At 58.9% G+C, this 17500-nt stretch carries 15 protein-coding genes; all 15 read left to right on the forward strand.

Annotated elements, in window-relative coordinates:
- Positions 1–149: 149 nt before the first annotated feature.
- The 15 genes from tsf (at position 150) to dnaE (ending at position 17458) form a co-directional block, all read left to right on the forward strand.
- Positions 150–1013 carry a translation elongation factor Ts gene (gene tsf / locus CLM72_RS07075; protein WP_054899096.1) on the forward strand — a complete coding sequence of 288 codons (864 nt, stop codon included), beginning with the start codon at positions 150–152 and terminating at the stop codon, positions 1011–1013.
- A 210-nt stretch (positions 1014–1223) separates the two neighbouring features.
- Positions 1224–1967 carry a UMP kinase gene (gene pyrH / locus CLM72_RS07080; protein WP_003189161.1) on the forward strand — a complete coding sequence of 248 codons (744 nt, stop codon included), beginning with the start codon at positions 1224–1226 and terminating at the stop codon, positions 1965–1967.
- Positions 1964–2521 carry a ribosome recycling factor gene (gene frr, locus CLM72_RS07085; protein WP_003189163.1) on the forward strand — a complete coding sequence of 186 codons (558 nt, stop codon included), beginning with the start codon at positions 1964–1966 and terminating at the stop codon, positions 2519–2521. The genes pyrH and frr overlap by 4 nt, the downstream gene beginning before the upstream one ends.
- Positions 2522–2538: 17 nt before the next feature.
- Positions 2539–3294 carry a polyprenyl diphosphate synthase gene (gene uppS, locus CLM72_RS07090; RefSeq protein WP_105226017.1) on the forward strand — a complete coding sequence of 252 codons (756 nt, stop codon included), beginning with the start codon at positions 2539–2541 and terminating at the stop codon, positions 3292–3294.
- On the forward strand, positions 3295–4101 hold the full coding sequence (locus CLM72_RS07095; protein ID WP_105226018.1) for a phosphatidate cytidylyltransferase: 807 nt from the start codon (positions 3295–3297) through the stop codon (positions 4099–4101).
- A complete protein-coding gene (gene ispC, locus CLM72_RS07100; protein WP_105226019.1) occupies positions 4098–5288 on the forward strand; it encodes a 1-deoxy-D-xylulose-5-phosphate reductoisomerase in 1191 nt (396 codons plus the stop codon). The genes CLM72_RS07095 and ispC overlap by 4 nt, the downstream gene beginning before the upstream one ends.
- 53 nt (positions 5289–5341) lie before the next feature.
- Entirely contained in the window at positions 5342–6694 is a 1353-nt protein-coding gene (gene rseP / locus CLM72_RS07105; protein ID WP_105226020.1) for a sigma E protease regulator RseP, read from the forward strand.
- 74 nt (positions 6695–6768) lie between these two features.
- Positions 6769–9156, forward strand: a complete 2388-nt coding sequence (bamA, locus tag CLM72_RS07110; RefSeq protein ID WP_020300966.1) for an outer membrane protein assembly factor BamA — start codon at positions 6769–6771, stop codon at positions 9154–9156.
- A gap of 45 nt (positions 9157–9201) precedes the next feature.
- On the forward strand, positions 9202–9705 hold the full coding sequence (locus CLM72_RS07115; RefSeq protein WP_003189173.1) for an OmpH family outer membrane protein: 504 nt from the start codon (positions 9202–9204) through the stop codon (positions 9703–9705).
- A 3-nt stretch (positions 9706–9708) separates the two neighbouring features.
- The gene (lpxD, locus tag CLM72_RS07120; RefSeq protein WP_105226021.1) at positions 9709–10764 is read left to right on the forward strand and encodes a UDP-3-O-(3-hydroxymyristoyl)glucosamine N-acyltransferase; all 1056 of its coding nucleotides are present in this window, start codon (positions 9709–9711) and stop codon (positions 10762–10764) included.
- A gap of 111 nt (positions 10765–10875) precedes the next feature.
- Entirely contained in the window at positions 10876–11316 is a 441-nt protein-coding gene (gene fabZ / locus CLM72_RS07125) for a 3-hydroxyacyl-ACP dehydratase FabZ (RefSeq protein WP_003172281.1), read from the forward strand.
- Positions 11313–12089, forward strand: coding sequence for an acyl-ACP--UDP-N-acetylglucosamine O-acyltransferase (gene lpxA, locus CLM72_RS07130; protein WP_032893181.1), 777 nt, complete (start codon positions 11313–11315; stop codon positions 12087–12089). The genes fabZ and lpxA overlap by 4 nt, the downstream gene beginning before the upstream one ends.
- A gap of 2 nt (positions 12090–12091) precedes the next feature.
- Positions 12092–13231 carry a lipid-A-disaccharide synthase gene (gene lpxB, locus CLM72_RS07135; protein ID WP_105226022.1) on the forward strand — a complete coding sequence of 380 codons (1140 nt, stop codon included), beginning with the start codon at positions 12092–12094 and terminating at the stop codon, positions 13229–13231.
- A 2-nt stretch (positions 13232–13233) separates the two neighbouring features.
- Positions 13234–13860: a ribonuclease HII gene (gene rnhB, locus CLM72_RS07140; protein ID WP_161793220.1), complete on the forward strand. Its 627-nt coding sequence runs from the start codon at positions 13234–13236 to the stop codon at positions 13858–13860.
- 76 nt (positions 13861–13936) lie between these two features.
- Positions 13937–17458 carry a DNA polymerase III subunit alpha gene (gene dnaE / locus CLM72_RS07145; protein ID WP_105226023.1) on the forward strand — a complete coding sequence of 1174 codons (3522 nt, stop codon included), beginning with the start codon at positions 13937–13939 and terminating at the stop codon, positions 17456–17458.
- Positions 17459–17500 lie beyond the last annotated feature (42 nt).

The following is a 17500-nucleotide window of genomic DNA, read 5'->3' on the forward strand; positions in this document are numbered from 1 at the left end:
GCCCCCTTTTTGCCACCTCGAAAACCATTTGTCGGCAGCGCAGCTACATTATTTGTAACGTGCAGCGGCCTACAACGGAGATTCGGGAAGAATTGATCGCCCGTTTGATCGGGTGGAATGGTTGAAAACCTATCCAAGAGGATTTTGAAATGGCAGAGATTACTGCAGCGTTGGTTAAAGAACTGCGTGAGCGTACCGGCGAAGGCATGATGGATTGCAAAAAGGCCTTGACCAAGGCCGGCGGCGACATCGAAAAAGCCATTGATGACATGCGTGCTTCCGGCGCCATCAAGGCTGCCAAGAAAGCAGGCAACGTGGCTGCTGAAGGCGCTATCGCTCTGAAAGAAGACGGCAAATCTGCCGTTCTGCTGGAAGTGAACTCCCAGACCGACTTCCTGGCTCTGCAGGATGACTTCAAGGCATTCGTTGCTTCCAGCGTCGAAAAAGCTTTCGCTGACAAGCTGACCACTGTTGAGCCTCTGATCGAAGCTCAAGAAGCAGCTCGCCTGGTACTGGTCGGCAAGGTTGGCGAAAACGTCAACATCCGCCGCCTGGTTCGCGTTGAAGGTGATGTGGTTGGTGGCTACCTGCACGGCAACAAAATCGGTGTTGCAGTTGTTCTGAAAGGCGGCGACGTTGAGCTGGCCAAAGACATCGCGATGCACGTTGCTGCAAGCAACCCTGAGTTCCTGCTGCCTTCGGAAGTTTCGGCCGAAGCGATCGAGCGTGAAAAAGCTGTGTTCCTGCAGCTGAACGAAGAAAAAATCAAAGGCAAGCCAGAAAACATTGTTGAGAACATGGTCAAAGGCCGTATCAGCAAGTTCCTGGCCGAAGCAAGCCTGGTTGAGCAGGCGTTCGTCAAAAACCCTGAAATCAAGGTTGGCGAACTGGCCAAGAAAGCCGGTGCTGAAATCGTTTCCTTCACTTACTTCAAAGTAGGCGAAGGCATCGAGAAGCCGGTCGACAACTTCGCTGAAGAAGTTGCTGCCCAGCTGGCTGCCGCCAAGCAATAAGACAGTTCCAACCTGTCGCCGAAAGAGGCTGCCCGCTCACGCGCGCAGCCTCTTTTCAAATGGGAAGGCCAATTTTATTTGGTTTCCTCTCGGAACTGGCTTACAAAACCGTGTTCCGATGGCGCTGTGACAGCGTCCAGCTAGAGTGAACGCAAGCCGTAAACGGCTCGCCAAGAATTTTTAAAAAATACGCCGCAGGAGAGATTCGCAATGGCTCAGCAGGGCAGTGGTTATCAGGCTCGCTATAAACGCATTCTACTCAAGCTCAGCGGCGAGGCCCTGATGGGCTCGGAAGAGTTCGGGATCGACCCCAAGGTGCTTGACCGCATGGCGCTGGAAGTTGGCCAGTTGGTCGGTATCGGCGTGCAGGTCGGCCTGGTGATTGGTGGTGGCAACCTGTTCCGCGGTGCGGCACTGAGTGCGGCCGGTATGGACCGGGTTACGGGCGACCACATGGGCATGCTGGCCACTGTGATGAACGCCCTCGCCATGCGCGACGCCCTGGAGCGCGCCAACATCTCGGCCATCGTGATGTCGGCAATTTCCATGGTTGGCGTGACCGATCACTATGATCGCCGCAAAGCCATGCGCCACCTGAACTCCAAGGAAGTGGTGATCTTTGCTGCTGGCACAGGTAACCCGTTCTTCACTACCGACTCGGCCGCATGCCTGCGTGCTATCGAAATCGATGCCGACGTGGTGTTGAAGGCGACCAAGGTGGATGGCGTATACACTGCAGACCCATTCAAAGACCCGCATGCCGAGAAGTTCGATCATCTGACCTACGATGAAGTACTGGATCGCAAGCTGGGCGTCATGGACCTGACCGCTATCTGCCTGTGCCGCGACCACAAGATGCCGCTGCGCGTATTTAACATGAACAAGCCCGGCGCCCTGCTGAATATCGTACACGGCGGCGCAGAAGGGACTCTGATCGAGGAAGGCCAACAATGATCAACGAAATCAAGAAAGACGCCCAGGCGCGTATGCAGAAATCCCTGGAATCCTTGAGCCACGCCTTTGGCCAGATCCGTACTGGCAAGGCGCACCCAAGCATCCTGGGCAGCGTGATGGTGCCTTACTACGGTTCCGACACCCCGCTGAGCGGTGTGGCCAACGTGACCGTGAAGGATTCGCGTACCCTGCAAGTTGTTGCCTTCGAGCGCAACATGCTCGCCGCCGTCGACAAGGCTATCCAGAGTGCCGGCCTGAACCTCAACCCGACCAACCTGGGCGAGTTGCTGCTGATCTCCATGCCAGCCCTGACCGAAGAAACCCGCAAGGGCTTCACCAAGCAGGCGCGCAGTGCTGCTGAGGATGCGCGCGTTGCCGTGCGTAACATCCGCCGCGATGCGCTGGGCGACCTGAAGAAGCTGGTCAAGGACAAGGAAATCAGCGAAGACGAAGAACGCCGCGCCGTCGCTGATATCGACAAGCTGACCAAGGACGCCGAAGCCCAGATCACCAAGGCGACCGAAGAAAAAGAAAAGGACCTGATGGCCGTATAAGGGGTCAGGACGCCTTCATGGAAAAGACCAAGCAGACTGTGCCCTCCGTGGTGCCGCGCCATGTCGCGATCATCATGGATGGGAATAATCGCTGGGCGAAAAAACGCTTTATGCCGGGTGTTGCCGGGCATAAAGCGGGTGTTGACGCGGTAAGGGCGGTGATTGAGGTGTGCGCCGAGGCCAAGGTCGAAGTATTGACCTTGTTCGCGTTCTCAAGTGAGAACTGGCAGCGACCTGCCGATGAAGTCAGTGCCTTGATGGACCTGTTCTTCAAGGCTCTGCGTCGTGAGGCCAAGCGCCTCAACGACAACAACATCAGTCTGCGTATCATCGGTGATCGCTCGCGGTTCCATCCGGAGCTGCAAGCTGCCATGCGCGAAGCTGAGGCCATCACTGCCGGTAGTAACCGTTTTGTGTTGCAGATCGCAGCCAACTACGGTGGCCAGTGGGATATTGCCCAGGCTGCGCAGCGGCTGGCCCGCGAAGTGCAGGCCGGCCATCTGCGCCCGGACGACATCACGCCCCAACTGTTGCAAACCTGCCTGGTGACCGGCGACCTGCCGTTGCCGGACTTGTGCATTCGCACCGGTGGCGAGCATCGCATCAGCAATTTCCTGCTGTGGCAGCTGGCCTACACCGAGCTGTACTTCTCCGACCTGTTCTGGCCGGACTTCAAACACGATGCCATGCGTAATGCACTGGCTGATTTCGCTTCCCGTCAGCGTCGCTTCGGTAAAACGAGCGAGCAGATCGAAGCTGGAGCCCGGGTTTAAATGCTTAAACAACGAATCATCACGGCGCTGATCCTGCTGCCGATTGCCTTGTGCGGTTTTTTCCTGCTCGACGGTTCCGGCTTTGCGCTGTTCATCGGCCTGGTTGTGACCCTTGGTGCGTGGGAGTGGGCGCGCCTGGCAGGCTTCGTCAACCAGTTGCCGCGTGTGGCCTATGCCGCCTTGGTCGCGCTGTTGTTGTTCTTCATGTACATCCTGCCGGACATCGCGCCCTGGGTGCTGGGGGCTGCAGTGTTGTGGTGGGCGTTGGCGACTTTCCTGGTGCTCACCTATCCGCGCACCAGTAGCCAGTGGTCCAGCGTGGCCTGCAAGCTGGTGATTGGCCTGGCGATCCTCTTGCCGGCCTGGCAAGGGCTGGTGGAGATCAAGCGTTACCCGCTGGGCAACGAATTGATCCTGGCTGTGATGGTGTTGGTATGGGGCGCCGACATTGGTGCCTACTTCTCGGGTAGAACCTTTGGCAAGCGCAAGCTGGCCCCGGCCGTAAGCCCCGGCAAGAGCTGGGAAGGCGTATACGGCGGCCTGGCCTTGACGCTGCTGATCACCCTGGTGGTCGGTGTGGTGCGTGACTGGTCGGTAAAGGAAGTGCTCCTGGCCTTGCTGGGGACGGCTATCGTCGTCTTCATCTCGGTGGTGGGCGACCTTACCGAGAGCATGTTCAAACGTCAGGCGGGCATCAAGGACAGCAGTAACCTGCTGCCAGGCCATGGCGGTGTGCTTGACCGTATCGACAGCCTCACCGCTGCGCTGCCTATTTTTGCCGTGCTGTTGTGGATGATCGCTTCGTGAGCCGCCTGCAGCAGGTTACGGTGCTGGGCGCGACCGGCTCGGTCGGGCTCAGTACCCTTGATGTCATTGCGCGTCACCCCGATCGCTATCAGGTTTTCGCCCTGACCGGCTTCACGCGTTTGCGTGAGTTGCTGGTCTTGTGCGTGCGTCACTCGCCGCGCTTTGCCGTGGTGCCGGAAGCTGCTGCGGCTCGCAGTCTGCAGGATGATCTGCGGGCTGCCGGGCTGGCCACTCAGGTATTGGTTGGCGAGGCAGGGTTGTGCCAGGTCTCGGCCGATGCGGACGTGGATACCGTAGTGGCGGCGATTGTCGGTGCGGCAGGTTTGCGTCCGACCTTGGCGGCAGTCGATGCTGGCAAGAAAATCCTGCTGGCCAACAAAGAAGCCTTGGTCATGTCCGGCGCACTCTTTATGCAAGCGGTGCGTAAGAGCGGCGCGGTGCTGCTGCCTCTGGACAGCGAGCACAACGCCATCTTCCAGTGCATGCCCGGTGATTTTGCCCGCGGCTTGAGCCAGGTCGGCGTGCGCCGGATTCTGCTGACGGCATCGGGTGGGCCATTCCGCCAGACTCCGTCGGTCGAGCTGGACCATGTGTCTCCCGATCAGGCATGCGCCCACCCGAACTGGTCCATGGGGCGCAAAATCTCCGTGGATTCGGCGAGCATGATGAACAAGGGCCTGGAGTTGATCGAGGCATGCTGGCTGTTCGATGCGCGGCCTGACCAGGTTGAGGTGGTCATTCACCCACAAAGTGTGATCCATTCCCTGGTCGATTACGTGGATGGTTCGGTGTTGGCGCAATTGGGTAACCCGGACATGCGCACACCGATCGCCAACGCCTTGGCGTGGCCTGAGCGGATTGATTCCGGCGTAGCACCGTTGGACTTGTTTGCAATCGCGCGCCTGGACTTCGAAGCTCCGGACGAGCAGCGTTTCCCTTGTTTGCGCCTGGCGCGGCAAGCGGCCGAGGCGGGTAACAGTGCCCCGGCGATGCTTAACGCGGCCAACGAAGTGGCCGTGGCGGCGTTTCTTGAGCGGCGCATCCGCTTTCCGCAGATCGCGAGTATCATCGAGGACGTCCTGGCGCTTGAGCCGGTAGTGGCAGTGAATGACCTGGAGGCGGTGTTCGAGGCCGACACCAAGGCCCGAGCCCTGGCCGGGCAATGGTTGGATCGCAATGCGGGTTAGGCCGCGGGCAGGTTTGAGTCTTCAGGCATTGGATTGAAATGCGGAGAAATTAGATGAGTGCGCTCTACATGATTGTCGGCACCCTGGTTGCTCTGGGTGTGTTGGTGACCTTCCACGAATTCGGCCACTTCTGGGTGGCGCGTCGTTGCGGCGTCAAGGTATTGCGCTTTTCCGTCGGTTTCGGCATGCCGTTGTTGCGCTGGCATGATCGCCGCGGCACTGAGTTTGTCATTGCTGCTATCCCGTTGGGCGGCTACGTCAAGATGCTCGATGAGCGCGAAGGCGAAGTGCCTGCAGACCAACTGGACCAATCCTTCAATCGCAAGACCGTTCGTCAGCGTATTGCGATTGTTGCGGCGGGGCCGATTGCCAACTTCCTGTTGGCGATGGTGTTCTTCTGGGTCTTGGCCATGCTGGGCAGCCAGCAGGTGCGCCCGGTCATTGGTGCGGTCGAAGCCGACAGCATTGCAGCCAAGGCCGGCCTGACGGCTGGGCAGGAAATTGTATCCATTGATGGCGAACCCACCACGGGGTGGGGGGCGGTCAATTTGCAGTTGGTGCGTCGCCTGGGTGAAAGCGGCACCGTCAATGTGGTAGTGCGTGACCAGGACTCCAGCGCCGAAACCCCACGGGCATTGGCGCTGGACCATTGGCTCAAGGGCGCCGATGAGCCCGATCCAATCAAATCCCTGGGGATCCGCCCTTGGCGTCCGGCCTTGCCGCCGGTGCTGGCCGAGCTTGATCCAAAGGGTCCGGCCCAGGCTGCTGGCCTGAAAACCGGTGATCGCCTGTTGGCCCTTGATGGCCAGGCACTGGGTGACTGGCAGCAGGTGGTCGACCTGGTGCGTGTGCGCCCTGATACCAAAATTGTGCTGAAAGTTGAGCGCGAGGGTGCTCAAATCGACGTCCCCGTGACCCTGTCGGTGCGAGGCGAAGCCAAGGCGGCCGGGGGGTACCTGGGGGCCGGGGTCAAAGGTGTCGAATGGCCGCCATCGATGGTGCGAGAGGTCAGCTACGGGCCTTTGGCAGCGATTGCAGAGGGCGCGAAACGCACCTGGACCATGAGCGTGCTGACCCTCGAATCCCTCAAGAAAATGTTGTTCGGTGAGCTCTCGGTAAAAAACTTGAGTGGACCGATAACCATTGCTAAAGTGGCGGGCGCTTCTGCCCAGTCGGGTGTCGCGGATTTCCTGAATTTCCTGGCTTATCTGAGTATTAGCCTTGGGGTTCTGAATTTGCTGCCCATTCCAGTATTGGATGGGGGGCATCTGCTGTTTTATCTGGTCGAGTGGGTGCGTGGTCGCCCCTTGTCGGATCGGGTGCAGGGTTGGGGGATACAGATTGGTATCAGTTTGGTGGTCGGGGTGATGTTGTTAGCCCTGGTCAACGATCTGGGACGTCTGTAACGCTTCGCTGAATTGCGAATCTGCCGCATTTTGCGGCAGTTTGTTTATTGCCAGTTGGAATAAGAAAGGACTTCATGAAACGTCTGCTGCTAACTGCGGTTCTCACCGTATTGATGATCGCCGAAGTTCACGCCGAGTCCTTCACCATCTCCGATATTCGCGTCAATGGCCTCCAGCGGGTCTCCGCGGGTAGCGTCTTTGGTGCCTTGCCGTTGAACGTCGGGGAACAGGCGGATGATCGTCGCCTGGTGGAATCCACTCGTGCGCTGTTCAAAACCGGGTTCTTTCAAGATATCCAACTGGGTCGCGAAGGCAACGTCCTGGTCATCACGGTCGTCGAGCGACCTTCCGTCGCCAGTATCGCGATCGAAGGTAACAAGGCCATCTCCACTGAGGACCTGATGAAGGGCCTTAAGCAATCGGGCCTGGCCGAGGGCGAGATCTTCCAGCGCGCGACCCTTGAGGGTGTGCGTAACGAACTGCAACGCCAGTACGTTGCCCAGGGCCGCTACTCCGCGACCGTGGAAACCGAAGTGATCCCCCAGCCTCGTAACCGTGTAGGCCTGAAGGTCAACATCAACGAAGGTACCGTGGCCGCCATCCAGCACATCAACGTCGTGGGCAACACCAAGTTCCCTGATGAAGACCTGGTCGACCTGTTCGAACTCAAGACCACCAACTGGTTGTCGTTCTTCAAGAACGATGACAAGTACGCCCGTGAAAAGCTCTCAGGTGACCTGGAACGCCTGCGCTCCTACTACCTGGACCGTGGCTACATCAACATGGACATCGCTTCGACCCAGGTGTCCATCACCCCGGACAAGAAGCACGTCTATATCACCGTCAACGTCAACGAAGGCGAGAAGTACAAGGTTCGTGACGTCAAGCTCAGCGGCGACCTGAAAGTGCCTGAAGACCAGGTCAAGTCCCTGCTGCTCGTGCAGAAGGACCAGGTGTTCTCGCGCAAGCTGATGACCACCACCTCCGAACTGATCACCCGCCGCCTGGGTAACGAAGGCTATACCTTCGCCAACGTCAACGGCGTGCCGACCCCGAATGATGAAGACCACACCGTGGACATCACCTTCGTCGTCGATCCGGGCAAGCGTGCCTACGTCAATCGTATCAACTTCCGTGGCAACACCAAGTCTGCGGACGAAGTGCTGCGTCGTGAAATGCGTCAGATGGAAGGTGGTTGGGCTTCGACTTACCTGATCGACCAGTCCAAGACCCGTCTTGAACGCCTGGGTTTCTTCAAGGAAGTCAACGTCGAAACCCCGGCCGTACCGGGTGTGGATGACCAGGTTGACGTGAACTACGCCGTTGAAGAACAAGCCTCGGGTTCGATCACCGCCAGCGTCGGTTTCGCTCAGAGCGCCGGTTTGATCCTGGGTGGTTCCATCACGCAGAACAACTTCCTGGGTACCGGTAACCGTGTGTCCATCGGCCTGACCCGCAGCGAATACCAGAGCCGATACAACTTCGGCTACACCGACCCCTACTGGACTGCAGACGGTGTGAGCCTGGGCTACAACGCCTTCTACCGCACCACCGACTACAAAGACCTCGATGTTGACGTTGCAAGCTATGCGATCGACAGCCTGGGTGCCGGTGTCAACGTGGGTTACCCGATCAGCGAAACGTCGCGCCTGACCTTCGGCCTCACCGCCCAGCAGGATGAGATCAAGACCGGTGTGTACACCGTGGACGAAATCTTCGACTTCACCCGTCGTGAAGGCGACAAGTTCCTGAACTTCAAGGCGTCTGCCGGCTGGTCCGAGTCGACCCTGAACAAAGGCGTACTGGCAACCCGTGGCCACTCCCAGAGCCTGACTGCGGAAGTCACCACGCCGGGCAGCGACCTGTCGTTCTTCAAGCTCGACTACCGCGGCCAGTTGTTCCAGCCGTTGAGCGATAACTACACCATGCGCCTGCACACAGAGTTGGGCTATGGCGACGGCTATGGTTCGACCAATGGCTTGCCGTTCTATGAAAACTACTATGCAGGTGGTTTCAACTCGGTACGTGGCTTCAAGGACAGTACCTTGGGTCCGCGTGGCACGCCGAGCCGTGGCCAGGCCTTTACAGGTAACCAGGGTACGCAAGTGGACTCCGACAACGACCCGCTTCCTTTCGGTGGTAACGTGCTGATCCAGGGTGGTGCCGAAATTCTGTTCCCGCTGCCATTCGTAAAAGATCAGCGTTCCCTGCGTACTTCGGTCTTCTGGGACGTGGGTAACGTGTTTGACTCCAAGTGCGATCAGATCACCAACCCAAGTGGCGTGAAGTCCAACACTCAGTGCAACGACGTGAGCCTCAGCAACCTGGCGAGCTCTGTTGGCGTGGGTGTGACCTGGGTGACTGCGCTGGGCCCGTTGAGCTTTGCTCTGGCCATGCCGATCAAGAAACCGGATAACGCTGAAACCCAGATTTTCCAATTCTCCCTCGGCCAGACGTTCTAAGCGTCTGACCTAAGATAACGACAACGGATTCTGTAGGAGTACATCGTGCGTAAGTTGACTCAATTGGTCTTGCTGGCCACTGTGCTGGTCACCACCCCGGCCTTCGCCGAAATGAAAATCGCGGTCCTGAACTATCAGATGGCCCTGCTGGAGTCCGATGCGGCCAAGCGATACGCCGTGGATGCCGAGAAGAAATTCGGTCCGCAACTGACCAAGCTCAAGACGCTGGAAAGCAGCGCCAAGGGTATCCAGGACCGCCTTGTAGCCGGTGGCGACAAGATGCAGCAAGGCGAGCGCGAGCGTCTGGAGCTTGAATTCAAGCAAAAGGCCCGTGACTACCAGTTCCAATCCAAGGAGCTGAACGAAGCCAAGGCTGTGGCCGACCGCGAAATGCTCAAGCAGCTCAAGCCGAAATTGGACAGCGCTGTGGAAGAAGTCATCAAGAAGGGTGCCTTTGACCTGGTGTTCGAGCGTGGCGCCGTGATCGACGTCAAGCCTCAATACGACATCACCCGCCAGGTGATCGAGCGCATGAACCAGCTGAAGTAAACCATGACTGCGACTATCAAGCTCGGCGAGTTGGCCGAGTTCCTGGGGGCCACCTTGCGTGGCTCCAAGGAGAAAGAAATCACTGGGCTAGCCACCTTGCAGGAGGCTGGCCCAGCTCAGTTGAGCTTCCTCGCAAATCCTCAATACCGTAAATACCTGGTCGACTGCCAGGCCGCAGCCGTGTTGCTGAAGGCCGCCGACGCCGAAGGGTTTACCGGGGACGCGCTGGTGGTGGCCGACCCGTACCTGTCGTACGCCAAGGCGTCGCACCTGTTCGATCCCAAGCCGAAGGCGGCCGGCGGTATTCACCCGTCTGCCGTGATCGCCGATGATGCCCAGGTTGATCCTGCCGCCAGCATCGGTGCATTCGCCGTGATCGAAAGCGGGGCGCGTATTGGTGCTGGTGTCACCGTGGGTGCCCACTGCTTTATCGGTGCACGCTGTGAAATTGGTGCTGATGGTTGGCTGGCTCCCCGCGTGACCCTCTACCACGATGTGCGTATTGGTCGGCGTGTGGTCATTCAGTCCGGTGCTGTTATCGGCGGCGAAGGCTTTGGCTTTGCCAACTCCAAAGGTGTCTGGCACAAGATCGCCCAGGTCGGTGGCGTATTGATCGGCGATGATGTGGAGATTGGCGTGAACACCGCCGTGGATCGCGGGGCCCTGGCTGATACCGTGATCGGTAACGGTGTGAAGCTCGATAACCAGATCCAGATCGCCCACAACGTACAGATTGGCGATCACACCGCCATGGCGGCCTGCGTGGGCATCTCCGGCAGCACCAAGATCGGCAAGCATTGCATGCTCGCCGGTGGCGTAGGGCTGGTGGGGCATATCGATATTTGCGACAACGTCTTCATCACCGGCATGACCATGGTGACCCACTCGATCACAGAGCCAGGGGCCTACTCGTCCGGTACCGCGATGCAACCTGCGGCCGAATGGCGCAAGAGCGCCGCGCGTTTGAGGAAGATCGACGACATGGCACGACGTATCAAACAGCTTGAAAAGCGTGTCGGGGACGTGACCCCTGGCGGTAATGCTTCATCAGAAGGCTGATACCATTTCCATATCAAGTGTGCGCAGCCGCTAGACGGCCTCCTTGATTTGCTAGCGGGGCGTGCGCCTGGTGCGCCCGCCCCCAATCTTTATTACAGGCTTCCCCCCGAAATGATGGACATCAACGAGATTCGCGAATACCTGCCTCACCGTTACCCGTTCCTGCTGGTGGACCGCGTAGTGGACCTCAATGTCGAGGAAAAGCGCATTCGTGCCTACAAGAATGTCAGCATCAACGAACCATTCTTCAATGGTCACTTTCCTGCGCATCCAATCATGCCAGGTGTGTTGATCATCGAAGCCATGGCCCAGGCTGCCGGTATCCTTGGTTTCAAAATGCTCGACCTCAAGCCTGCTGACGGCACGCTTTACTATTTCGTGGGTTCGGACAAGCTGCGTTTTCGCAACCCGGTCACCCCGGGTGACCAGTTGATCCTGGAAGCCAAGTTCATCAGTTGCAAACGCCAGATCTGGAAGTTCGAATGCCAGGCCTCGGTAGATGGCAAGCCGGTGTGCTCTGCCGAGATCATCTGTGCGGAACGCAAACTATGAGTTTGATTGACCCTCGCGCAATCATCGATCCGTCGGCCGTACTGGCCGCCGACGTTGAGGTCGGCCCTTGGTCGATCGTCGGCGCAGGTGTGGAAATCGGCGAGGGGACTGTCATCGGGCCGCACGTGATCCTCAAGGGTCCGACCCGTATTGGCAAACACAATCGCATCTACCAGTTTTCCTCGGTAGGCGAAGACACCCCGGACATGAAGTACAAGGGTGAAGAAACACGCCTGGTAATCGGTGACCACAATATTATCCGTGAAGGCGTCACCATTCACCGTGGCACCGTGCAGGATCGCGCCGAAACCACCTTGGGTGATCACAACCTGGTCATGGCCTATGCGCACATCGGCCATGACAGCGTTATCGGCAATCATTGCATCCTGGTCAACAACACTGCGTTGGCAGGCCATGTGCACGTTGATGACTGGGCGATCCTTTCCGGCTTCACCCTGGTACATCAATACTGCCATATCGGCGCCCACAGCTTTTCCGGTATGGGTACCGCCATCGGCAAGGATGTCCCGGCATTCGTGACGGTGTTCGGCAATCCTGCCGAAGCCCGCAGCATGAATTTTGAAGGCATGCGTCGTCGTGGCTTCAGCGAAGAAGCCATCCACGCCCTGCGCCGTGCCTACAAGACGGTTTACCGCCAAGGGTTGACCGTGGAGCAGGCCCTGGCCGAGTTGGCCGAGCCTGCCACGCAGTTCCCGGAAGTCGCGGTATTCCGTGATTCTATCCAGACCTCGACTCGCGGCATCACCCGCTGATCATGGCCACTCTGCGTATTGCGCTCGTGGCCGGTGAAGCTTCCGGCGATATCCTGGGTGCTGGCTTGATGCGCGCGCTCAAGGCCCAGCATCCGGCGGTGGAATTTATCGGGGTCGGCGGCCCGTTGATGCAGGCCGAAGGCCTGAGCTCCTATTTCCCCATGGAGCGCCTGTCGGTCATGGGGCTGGTGGAAGTCTTGGGGCGCCTGCGTGAGCTGCTGGCTCGCCGCAAGCTGCTGATCAAGACGCTGATCGAAGAAAAACCTGACGTCTTTATCGGCATCGATGCGCCGGACTTCACGCTCAATATCGAACTCAAGTTGCGCCAGGCCGGGATCAAGACCGTGCACTACGTCAGCCCATCCGTGTGGGCGTGGCGCCAGAAGCGTGTGTTGAAAATCCGCGAAGGCTGCGACCTGATGTTGACCTTGCTTCCATTCGAAGCCCGGTTCTACGAGGAGAAGGGCGTGCCGGTGCGGTTTGTCGGCCACACCCTGGCTGACGCCATTCCCTTGCAGGCTGATCGTGCGGCTGCGCGCGCCGAGCTGGGCTTGCCCGATGGCCCGTTGGTGGCGTTGATGCCAGGCAGTCGTGGCGGTGAGGTGGGGCGTTTGGGGGCGTTGTTTTTTGATGCTGCCGAACGTCTTCAGGCGCAAAAGCCGGGAATCCGCTTTGTGCTGCCGTGCGCCAGTCCACAACGTCGTGCACAGATCGAAACCCTGCTGGAAGGTCGCAACCTGCCGTTGACGCTGCTCGATGGCCAGTCCCACCTGGCCCTGGCAGCCTGCGATGCGGTGTTGATCGCCTCGGGTACTGCCACGCTTGAGGCCTTGCTGTACAAGCGGCCGATGGTCGTGGCCTATCGCCTGGCGCCACTGACCTTCTGGATCCTCAAGCGCATGGTCAAGAGCCCTTACATTTCCTTGCCCAACCTGCTGGCCCAGCGCCTGCTGGTGCCGGAGTTGTTGCAGGACGATGCAACGCCCGAAGCGCTTGCGCAAACCCTACTACCCTTGATTGACGGCGGCGAAGAGCAGACCCGTGGTTTCGACGATATTCACCGCACGTTACGCCGTGATGCCTCGAACCAGGCGGCCGACGCCGTGTTGACTTTGATCGGCCATAAACAGGACGCCTTATGACCATGCAAATGGGCCTGGATTTCAGCCTCGTCGCCCAAGCCCACGAACTGGTGGCGGGTGTTGACGAAGTCGGGCGCGGCCCGCTGTGTGGCGCAGTGGTCACGGCGGCGGTGATCCTTGATCCGAACCGCCCGATCCTGGGGCTCAACGATTCGAAGAAGCTCACCGAAGCCCGTCGCGAAAAGCTCTATGACGAGATCTGTGAGAAAGCCTTGAGCTGGCATATCGCCCGGGCTGAAGTCGAAGAAATCGACGAGCTGAATATCCTGCACGCCACCATGCTGGCGATGCAGCGCGCTGTGGAAGGGCTGCACATCACCCCGAAAATGGCGATGATCGACGGTAACCGCTGCCCCAAACTGACAATGCCGTCCGAAGCGGTGGTCAAGGGCGATAGCAAGGTTCCCGCCATTGCCGCCGCCTCGATCCTGGCCAAGGTCAGCCGCGACCGTGAAATGGCCGCGTTCGAATTGATCTATCCCGGTTACGGCATTGGTGGCCATAAAGGCTACCCGACGCCCGTTCATCTGGAAGCCCTGGCTCGGCTCGGCCCCACCCCGATCCATCGCCGCTCGTTTGCCCCGGTGCGCCAGGCTTATGAGGCCCGTGAAAGTCTGATCGAGGTATAGCAGCAAGGCTGATGTTTTTACCCAGGCCCGGTACAATCCGGGCCTTGTTGTTTTCATGTATCAAGACAGGATCACTATGCCGGCTTCATTCGTTCATCTACGCCTGCACACTGAGTACTCCCTGGTCGACGGCCTGGTACGGATCAAACCGCTGGTCAAAACCCTGGTGGGCATGAACATGCCTGCGGTTGCGGTTACCGACCAGAACAACATGTGTTCCCTGGTCAAGTTCTACAAGAACGCCATGGGCGCCGGCATCAAGCCAATCTGCGGCGCCGATCTGTGGCTGTCCAACAAAGACCCGGATAACCCCCTGAGCCGCATCAGCCTGCTGGCGATGAACGGCGTGGGTTATCGCAACCTCACCGAACTGATCTCCCGTGGCTTTATCGATGGTCAGCGCAACGGCTCGATCATCATCGAGCGCGAGTGGGTGGCCGAAGCCAGCGAAGGTCTGATCATGCTCTCGGCGGCCAAAGAGGGCGAAATCGGTATCGCGCTGCTGGGCGGCAACCCTCAGGAAGCCGAAGTGCTGGCGCGTGAGTGGATGCAGGTGTTCCCAGGCCGGTTCTACCTGGAAGTCCAGCGCACCAACCGCCCCAACGATGAAGAGCATCTGCACGCTGCCGTAGCCCTGGCCGATAAGCTGGGTGCGCCGCTGGTGGCGACCAATGATGTGCGCTTTATCAAGAAAGAAGATTTCGAAGCCCACGAGACCCGCGTGTGCATCGGCGAAGGCCGGGCCCTGGACGACCCGCGTCGCTCGAAGAACTACAGCGAAGAGCAGTACCTCAAAAGCGCCGAGGAAATGGCGGAGCTGTTCAGCGACTTGCCCGAGGCCCTGGAAAACTCCGTCGAGATCGCCAAGCGCTGCAATATTGAAGTGAAGCTGGGCAAGCACTTTTTGCCCAACTTCCCGATTCCCGATGGCATGACCATCGACGAATACTTTCGCAAAGTGTCGTTCGATGGCCTGGAGGAACGCCTCAGCGTCCTGCTGCCCAAGGACACCACCGAGGACTACGAAGCCAAGCGCCAGGTGTATGTCGATCGGTTGAATTTCGAGCTGGATATCATCATCCAGATGGGGTTTCCCGGTTACTTCCTGATCGTAATGGACTTTATCCAGTGGGCCAAAAACAACGGCGTGCCGGTAGGTCCGGGCCGGGGGTCAGGTGCTGGCTCGCTGGTGGCTTACGTACAGAAGATTACCGACCTCGACCCGCTGGAATATGACCTGCTGTTCGAACGGTTCCTGAACCCGGAACGGGTATCCATGCCCGACTTCGACGTCGACTTCTGCATGGATGGTCGTGACCGCGTCATTGAATACGTGGCCGAGAAATACGGCCGCAACGCAGTAAGTCAGATCATCACCTTCGGTTCCATGGCCGCCAAAGCGGTAATTCGCGACGTGGCGCGGGTGCAGGGCAAGTCCTACGGTTTGGCGGACCGCCTGTCGAAGATGATCCCGTTCGAAGTCGGCATGACCCTGGAAAAAGCCTACGAGCAGGAAGAAATCCTGCGCGACTTCATCAAGGTCGATGAAGAAGCCGCCGAAATCTGGGACATGGCGCGCAAGCTCGAAGGCGTGGTGCGTAACGTCGGTAAACACGCCGGTGGTGTGGTTATTGCGCCGACCAAGCTCACCGACTTTTCGCCGATCTATTGCGATGAAGAAGGCGACGGCCTGGTCACCCAGTTCGACAAGGACGACGTGGAGGCCGCCGGCCTGGTGAAGTTCGACTTCCTCGGCCTGCGGACTCTGACGATCATCGACTGGGCACTCAAGACCATCAACCGCGACCGTGCCAAGGTCGGCGAAGAACCGCTGGATATCGCGTTTATCCCGCTGGACGACAAGCCGACGTACAGCCTGCTGCAAAAAGCCGAAACCACCGCAGTGTTCCAGCTTGAATCCCGGGGCATGAAGGAGCTGATCAAAAAGCTCAAGCCCGACTGCCTGGAAGACTTGATCGCACTGGTGGCCCTGTTCCGTCCGGGCCCGCTGCAATCGGGCATGGTGGATGACTTCATCAACCGTAAACACGGCCGCGCCGAGCTGGCTTACCCGCATTCCGACTATCAGTATGAAGGCCTCAAGCCCGTACTGGCGCCGACCTACGGCATCATCCTGTACCAGGAACAGGTGATGCAGATCGCTCAAGTGATGGCCGGTTACACCCTCGGCGGTGCGGACATGCTGCGTCGCGCCATGGGTAAGAAAAAGCCCGAGGAAATGGCCAAGCAGCGCGGCGGTTTCATTGAAGGTTGCGCCACCAACAACATCGATGCCGACCTGGCCGGTAACATCTTCGACCTGGTAGAAAAGTTCGCCGGTTATGGCTTCAACAAATCCCACTCCGCCGCCTATGGCCTGGTGTCGTACCAGACCGCCTGGCTGAAAGCCCACTACCCGGCACCATTCATGGCGGCGGTACTCTCGGCGGATATGCACAACACCGACAAGGTCGTGACCTTGATCGAGGAAGTGCGCACCATGAAGCTGCGCCTCGACGCCCCGGACGTGAACGCTTCGGAGTTCAAGTTCACGGTGAACGACGAAGGCCGCATCATCTATGGCCTCGGCGCGATCAAAGGCGTGGGCGAAGGCCCGGTCGAGGCCATTACCGAAGTGCGTCAGGACGGGCCGTTCAAGGACCTGTTCGACTTTTGCGCACGCGTTGACCTCAAACGCATCAACAAGCGTACCCTCGATGGCCTGATCCGCAGCGGCGCACTCGACCGTCTTGGCCCGTATTTTCATGATGAGCCGAAGGCTTACCAGGCCAATATCGACCGCAACCGTGCGGTGCTGCTGACCGCCATGGAAGAGGCGATCAAGGCTGCCGAACAGACCGCCCGTACCCATGACAGCGGCCACGCCGACCTGTTTGGCGGGCTGTTCGTCGAAGAAGATGCGGATGTCTACGCCAACCACCGCAAGGCCAAGGAGCTGACTCTGAAGGAACGCCTCAAGGGTGAAAAAGACACCTTGGGCCTGTACCTCACCGGCCACCCGATTGACGAGTACGAAGGCGAAATCCGCCGTTTTGCCCGCCAGCGCATCATCGACCTCAAACCGGCGCGGGATACCCAGACCGTCGCCGGTATGATCATCGCCCTGCGGGTGATGAAAAATAAGAAGGGCGACAAGATGGGCTTCATCACCCTCGATGACCGCTCGGGCCGCATCGAAGCGTCATTGTTTGCCGACGCGTTTCATTCCGCCCAGTCGCTGTTGCAGACCGACGCCATGGTGGTGGTGGAAGGGGAGGTCAGCAATGATGACTTCTCCGGTGGCCTGCGCCTGCGCATCAAGCGCGTGATGAGCATGGAAGACGCCCGCACCAACCTGGCCGAAAGCCTGCGCCTGAAGGTCAAGACCGAAGCGCTTAAGGGCGATCAGCTACGCTGGTTGGGTGACCTGCTAAAACGCCATCGTGGCGCATGCCCGGTGACCATGGAGTACACCGGCAGCGATGCCAAGGCCATGTTGCAGTTTGGTGAGACGTGGCGAATTGATCCCGCTGATGGCTTGATTCAAGCTTTGCGTGACCAGTTCGGGCGAGACAACGTCTTCCTCCAATACCGTTGACGGTCAGATAGATCTGATCTCGACTAAACATTTAATCTCGAC

The sequence above is a fragment of the Pseudomonas sp. MYb193 genome (assembly GCF_002966775.1).
GTDB classification, from domain to species: Bacteria; Pseudomonadota; Gammaproteobacteria; order Pseudomonadales; family Pseudomonadaceae; genus Aquipseudomonas; species Aquipseudomonas paracarnis.